6 protein-coding genes are annotated in these 4,968 nt (G+C 70.4%); 2 read left to right on the top strand and 4 right to left on the bottom strand.

Annotated features, from left to right (window positions below):
- On the bottom strand, positions 1–682 hold a 682-nt coding region (locus AC1DOC_RS18735; RefSeq protein ID WP_478130256.1), incomplete at its 3' end, for a zinc-binding alcohol dehydrogenase family protein.
- 97 nt (positions 683–779) lie between these two features.
- Here AC1DOC_RS18735 and AC1DOC_RS18730 point away from each other — a divergent pair.
- Positions 780–1,706, top strand: coding sequence for a LysR family transcriptional regulator (locus AC1DOC_RS18730; RefSeq protein ID WP_478079137.1), 927 nt, complete (start codon positions 780–782; stop codon positions 1,704–1,706).
- Here the strand turns inward: AC1DOC_RS18730 and AC1DOC_RS18725 are convergent.
- Entirely contained in the window at positions 1,690–2,487 is a 798-nt protein-coding gene (locus tag AC1DOC_RS18725) for an SDR family oxidoreductase (protein WP_478079138.1), read from the bottom strand. The two genes, AC1DOC_RS18730 and AC1DOC_RS18725, sit on opposite strands and share 17 nt — an antisense overlap.
- Positions 2,488–2,562: 75 nt before the next feature.
- Here AC1DOC_RS18725 and AC1DOC_RS18720 point away from each other — a divergent pair, with 75 nt between their 5' ends.
- Entirely contained in the window at positions 2,563–3,390 is an 828-nt protein-coding gene (locus AC1DOC_RS18720) for a creatininase family protein (RefSeq protein WP_478130255.1), read from the top strand.
- A 298-nt stretch (positions 3,391–3,688) separates the two neighbouring features.
- Here the strand turns inward: AC1DOC_RS18720 and AC1DOC_RS18715 are convergent, their stop codons facing one another.
- Entirely contained in the window at positions 3,689–4,666 is a 978-nt protein-coding gene (locus AC1DOC_RS18715; protein ID WP_478083875.1) for a threonine dehydratase, read from the bottom strand.
- A gap of 17 nt (positions 4,667–4,683) precedes the next feature.
- The coding region (locus AC1DOC_RS18710) for a LysE family translocator (protein WP_478130254.1) at positions 4,684–4,968 on the bottom strand (285 nt) is incomplete at its 5' end.

Here is a 4,968-nt window from a genome sequence, read left to right as displayed (position 1 = left end):
GGCCGGTCTGCGTGAGGCTCGCGACCATGTCGACCTCGCCGATGCCCGCGGCCTTGAGTTCGGCTGCGAGCGGCTTCGAGTGGTCGATGACTGCATGGGCGCCGAGTGCCAGGCACCAGGCCCGCGTCTCGGCGCGCGAGGCGGTGGCCACCACGCGCAGTTGCGTGAGCTGGCGCGCAAGCTGGATCAGGATCGAGCCCACGCCGCCGGCCCCGCCGGTGACCAGCAGCGTCTGGCCCGCACCGCCGTTCTTCGGCACCCGGAGGCGGTCGAACAGCAGCTCGTAGGCGGTGATGGTGGTCAGCGGCAGCGCGGCGGCCTGCGCGTCGTCGAGGCTCGTGGGCGCCAGCGCCGCGATGCGCTCGTCCACCGCATGCAGTTCCGAATTGGCGCCGGGCCGCACGATCGAGCCCGCGTAGTACACGCGGTCGCCGACCTTGAAGTTCGTCACCCCGGCGCCGACCGCCTCAACCGTGCCCGCGGCGTCCCAGCCCAGCACCTTGGGCTGGCCGGCTTCGGGCGCCATGTTCCTGCGCACCTTGGTGTCGACCGGATTGACCGAAATGGCCTTCACGCGCACCAGCAGGTCGCGCGGGCCGGCCACGGGGGCGGGCAGTTCGATGTCCTGCAGCGACTCGGGGTTGTCGATGGGCAGGGGCTGGTAGTAGCCGATGGCTTTCATGGGGAGGACCTTTCCTTGTGTGTTTCCTGAACGATGGCTCGACTGTAGGATGGCAAGCCAGAATTGATAAGACCACCTCGAGGAGCAACACTTTCAAATGAAGATTGAAAATCTGTCGGACCTGCAGGTGCTGGTGCAGACCGCCCGCGGCGGCACGCTCACGGCGGCCGCCCATGCGCTCGGCATGACGCCGGCGGCCGCCAGCGCCACGCTCAAGCGGCTGGAAACGCAGCTCGGCGCCCGGCTGTTCGAGCGCTCGACGCGCGCCATGCGCCTGACCTCGCAGGGCCAGACGCTGCTCGACTACGCGGTGCGCGCCTTCGAGCTGCTCGACGAAGGCGAGTCGCTGGTCACGGCCGAGCGCGGCGAACTGGTCGGCAGCTTGCGCGTGGCCGCCCCGTCGGACCTCACGCGCAGCACGCTGCTGCCCTGGTTCGACGAATTCCTCGGGCTGCATCCGGGCGTGCAGCTGTCGCTGTCGGTCGGCGACCGGCTGCTCGACGTGACGCGCGACGAGGTCGACGTGGCGCTGCGCTACGGCGCGCTGGCCGATTCACGGCTGGTGGCGCGGCCGTTCGCGCTCACCAATCCGCTGCTCACCGCATCGCCCGCCTACCTGCGCCGCCACCCCGCGCCGAAGACGCCGCAGGACCTGGTGCACCACAACTGCCTCACCTTCGACCGCGGCGGACGCCGCCACCGCACCTGGCGCTTCGCGCAGAACGGGCAGTGGACCGAAGTGCGCGTGAAGGGCGACCGCAGCGTGGACGACGCTTCGCTCGCGCGCGAGTGGGCTGTCGCGGGGCGCGGCATCACGCTGAAGTCGGCGCTCGACGTGCGCACCGACATCGAAAGCGGCCGGCTGGTACACCTGCTGCCCGAGTGGGACACCGAGCCCTATCCGCTGCATGCATTGCTGCCGAGCGGACGCTTCGTGCCGGCGCGCGTCCGGGCGCTGGTGGACTTTCTCGCGCTGAAGTTCGAGGCGCTGACGGCCGCCGCCACGCTCAGATCATCGGCGTGACCGCACCGTCCATCGCGACGATCGCGCCCGTCACGTAGCTCGCCTTCGGCGAGGCCAGGAACACGACCGTGTTGGCAATCTCCTGCGGCGTGGCAATGCGCCCGAGCGGCAGGCGCGCCGTGGCGCGCTGCAGCGCCTCGTCGCTGCCGATGCCCTGCAGCTTCGCGTCCGCCTTCATGCCTTCCTGCAGCCGCTCGGTCAGCGTGAGGCCGGGGTTCACCGCGTTCACGCGCACGCCCTTGGCCGCATAGGCCGCGGCCATGCCGGCGCTCACCAGCATCAGCGCCGCGTTGGCCGCGCCGCCGGCCATGTGCACCGGGCTCGCGACCTTGCCGCCCTGGCCGATCACGTTGACGATCGCGCCGCGGCCGCGCTGGCCCATGCGCTTGACCGCCGGATCGATCATGTGGATGTAGGTGAAGTACTTGGCGTCCATCGCGTCGTGCCAGGCGGCGGCATCCAGTTCGTCGGGCGGCGTGCGGCGCGCGGCGCCGGCCGAATTCACCAGCACGTCGACCGGGCCGAAGGCCTGCTCGGCCGCATCGAGCGCGGCCACGGCGCTGGCCGGGTCCTTGAGGTCGGCTGCATGCACCGAGACCCGGCCCTCGGCCTGCGCGAACGCCTCGGCCAGCGCCTTGCGGCCCCGCTCCAGGTTCTGCAAATCGCGCGACACGAGGCTCACGCGCGCGCCCTCCTGCAGGAAGCCGAGCGCGCAGGCCAGGCCGATGCCCTTGCTGCCGCCGGTGATGAGAACGTGCTGGTCCTGGAGCTGGAGATCCATCGGGTGTCCTTGTGTGTCGTCGAAGCGCGCGAGGCGCGGGTCGCGTGGATTGAATCACCGCTCTAAGATCGGCGGATGAACGCATCCCCGGTATCCCTGCCTCGCTACTGGTCTCAACTGACGACGCGCGACTTTGCGGCGCTCGATGTGGCAGCCACGGTCGCGGTGCTGCCCCTCGGCGCCACCGAACAGCACGGGYCCCATCTGCCGCTGGGCGTGGACACGGTGCTGGCCGACGGTATCGTGGCCGCGTCGCTGCCGCTGCTGCCGGCCGCGCTGCCGGTGCTGTTTTTGCCGACGCAGCAGATCGGCCTGAGCCCCGAGCACGCGCGCTTTGCGGGCACGCTCACGCTGTCGGCCGAGACGCTGATTCGCATGTGGAAGGAAATCGGCGCCGGGGTGGCGCATGCCGGCGTGAAGAAGCTGGTGCTGTTCAATGCGCACGGCGGCCACGTGGGCGCGATGGACATCGTGGCGCGCGAGCTGCGCGCGGCGCACGGCCTCATCGTCTACAGCGTGAGCTGGTTCAACCTGCCGCTGGGCGATGCGGGCGCGCAGTTCGGCGACGGCGAGCACCGCTTCGGCGTGCATGCGGGCGAGATCGAGACCTCGATGATGCTGGCCCTGGCGCCGCAGCAGGTGCGCATGGGCGAGGCGAAGAATTTCCGCTCCACCTCCGAGCAGCGCGCGGCCGACTACGCGATTCTCGGCAACGGCAAGAGCGCCAAGCTCGGCTGGGCCATGGAGGACTACAACACGCAGGGCGCCGCGGGCAACGCCGCCGCCGCGACGGCGCCGCGCGGGCAGGCTGTTGTCGATGCGGCTGCCCAGCAGCTCGCTCTGTTGCTGGCGGAGGTCTCGCGGCTGCCGCTGGACACGGCTCGTACGGGGCCGCTGCCTTAGCTTGTTGTTGTTCTGGGTGCTGCTGTTCGGGGCGCGCTCCCGCCGACGGGGTACCTTGCTCCGCGAATGTCCTCCGGCCTGAGGCCTCCCCCTTGATTTCGCTGCGCAAGGCACCCCATCAGCGGGAGCGTTGGACAGAGCAGTTGTTGATCAGCGATGAACAACGAGCGTGTCCAGGTGCACAGGGCATCGGGTGCTCCCCGCAGCGAAATAAAGGAGGAGGCCGCAGGCCGGGGGACATTCGCGGAGGGGAGTACCCGGTGGCCTGTGCACGCGCCCTGAACAARAGCGCCGCCTGTCAGGCCGTTGCGCCAGCGCCCCCCAGCACCTCCGCGAACATGCCCGAGTCGACATTGCCGCCGCTCACGCAGATGCCCACCGTCTTTCCGCGCCAGCGCTCCTGCTGCTGGAGCGCGCCCGCCAACGCCGCGGCGCCTGCGCCTTCGGCCACGTTGTGCGTGTCGCTGAAGAGAATGCGCATGGCCTCGGCCACCTCGTCGTCGGTGACGGTGATCACGTCGTCCGCCTTGCGCAGGATCACCTCGAGCGATTCGGGCACCGGCGTGCGGCAGGCCATGCCGTCGGCCAGCCGCGTGCCGGCCGGCGACTCGACGGGCCGGCCCGCGCGGAACGAATCGCGGTAGGCCGTGGCATGCGCCGACACCACGCCGATGAGCCGGGTCGACACGCCGCAGTGCGCCCGCGCGGCGGCCGCGGCTGCGAAGCCGGAGCCCAGCCCGATCGGCACGAACAGCACATCGGGCGGCGCATCCTTCAGCGCGCTGAAGAATTCGACATACGCCGTCGACACGCCGCGCACCAGCTCGCGGTGGAACGAAGGCACACGGTGCATGCCGTCCCGCTCGGCGAGCAGGGCCGCATGCTCCGCGGCTGCCTGGAAGTCGTCGCCATGCTCGACCAGCTGCACGCCCAGCGCGCGCATCGCCGCGTTCTTTTCGAGCGAGTTGCCGTGCGGCACCACGATGGTGGCCGCGAGCCCGTGGCGCCGCGCCGCGAAGCCGACCGACTGGCCGTGGTTGCCGCGCGTGGCGCTGATGGCGTGGCGCACGCCGGGTTGCTCGCGCGCCAGCGTTTCGAAGTAGGTCAGCCCGCCGCGGATCTTGAAGGCGCCCGCCGGCGTGTGGTTCTCGTGCTTGGCCCACACCGTGCAGCCCAGGCGCTGCGCGAGCAGCGGCCACGCGTACTGCGGCGTGGGCGGCATGGCGGCGCCGACGGTGCGCTGCGCGGATTCGATTTCTTCGCGGCTGAATCTCACGCGCCCTCCTTCTCTTTTTACTTGCGTTCCGTCAGCGCCACGCGCACCGCCAGTGCGGCCAGCACGCTGCCCATGATGTAGCGCTGCGCGCGCAGCCAGCCGGCGCTTTGCGAGAGCACGGCCGTGATGCTCGCGGCGCCGAGGATCACCGCGGTGTTGACCGCGGCGCTGCTCGCYATCTGCGCCATGCCCAGCTGCATGCTCTGCAGCAGCACCGAGCCGCGCTCGGGATGGATGAACTGCGGAAAGAACGAGAGGTAGAACATCGCGACCTTCGGGTTCAGCAGGTTGGTGAGAAAGCC

It is taken from the genome of Variovorax sp. 01T439_2 (assembly GCF_056398445.1).
This window is presented reverse-complemented; position numbering and strand designations above follow the sequence as displayed.

Coding starts and splice junctions, on each gene's coding strand:
- AC1DOC_RS18730 (WP_478079137.1), top strand. CDS start 780: ATGAAGATTGAAAATCTGTCGGACCTGCAGGTGCTGGTGCAGACCGCC.
- AC1DOC_RS18725 (WP_478079138.1), bottom strand. CDS start 2,487: ATGGATCTCCAGCTCCAGGACCAGCACGTTCTCATCACCGGCGGCAGC.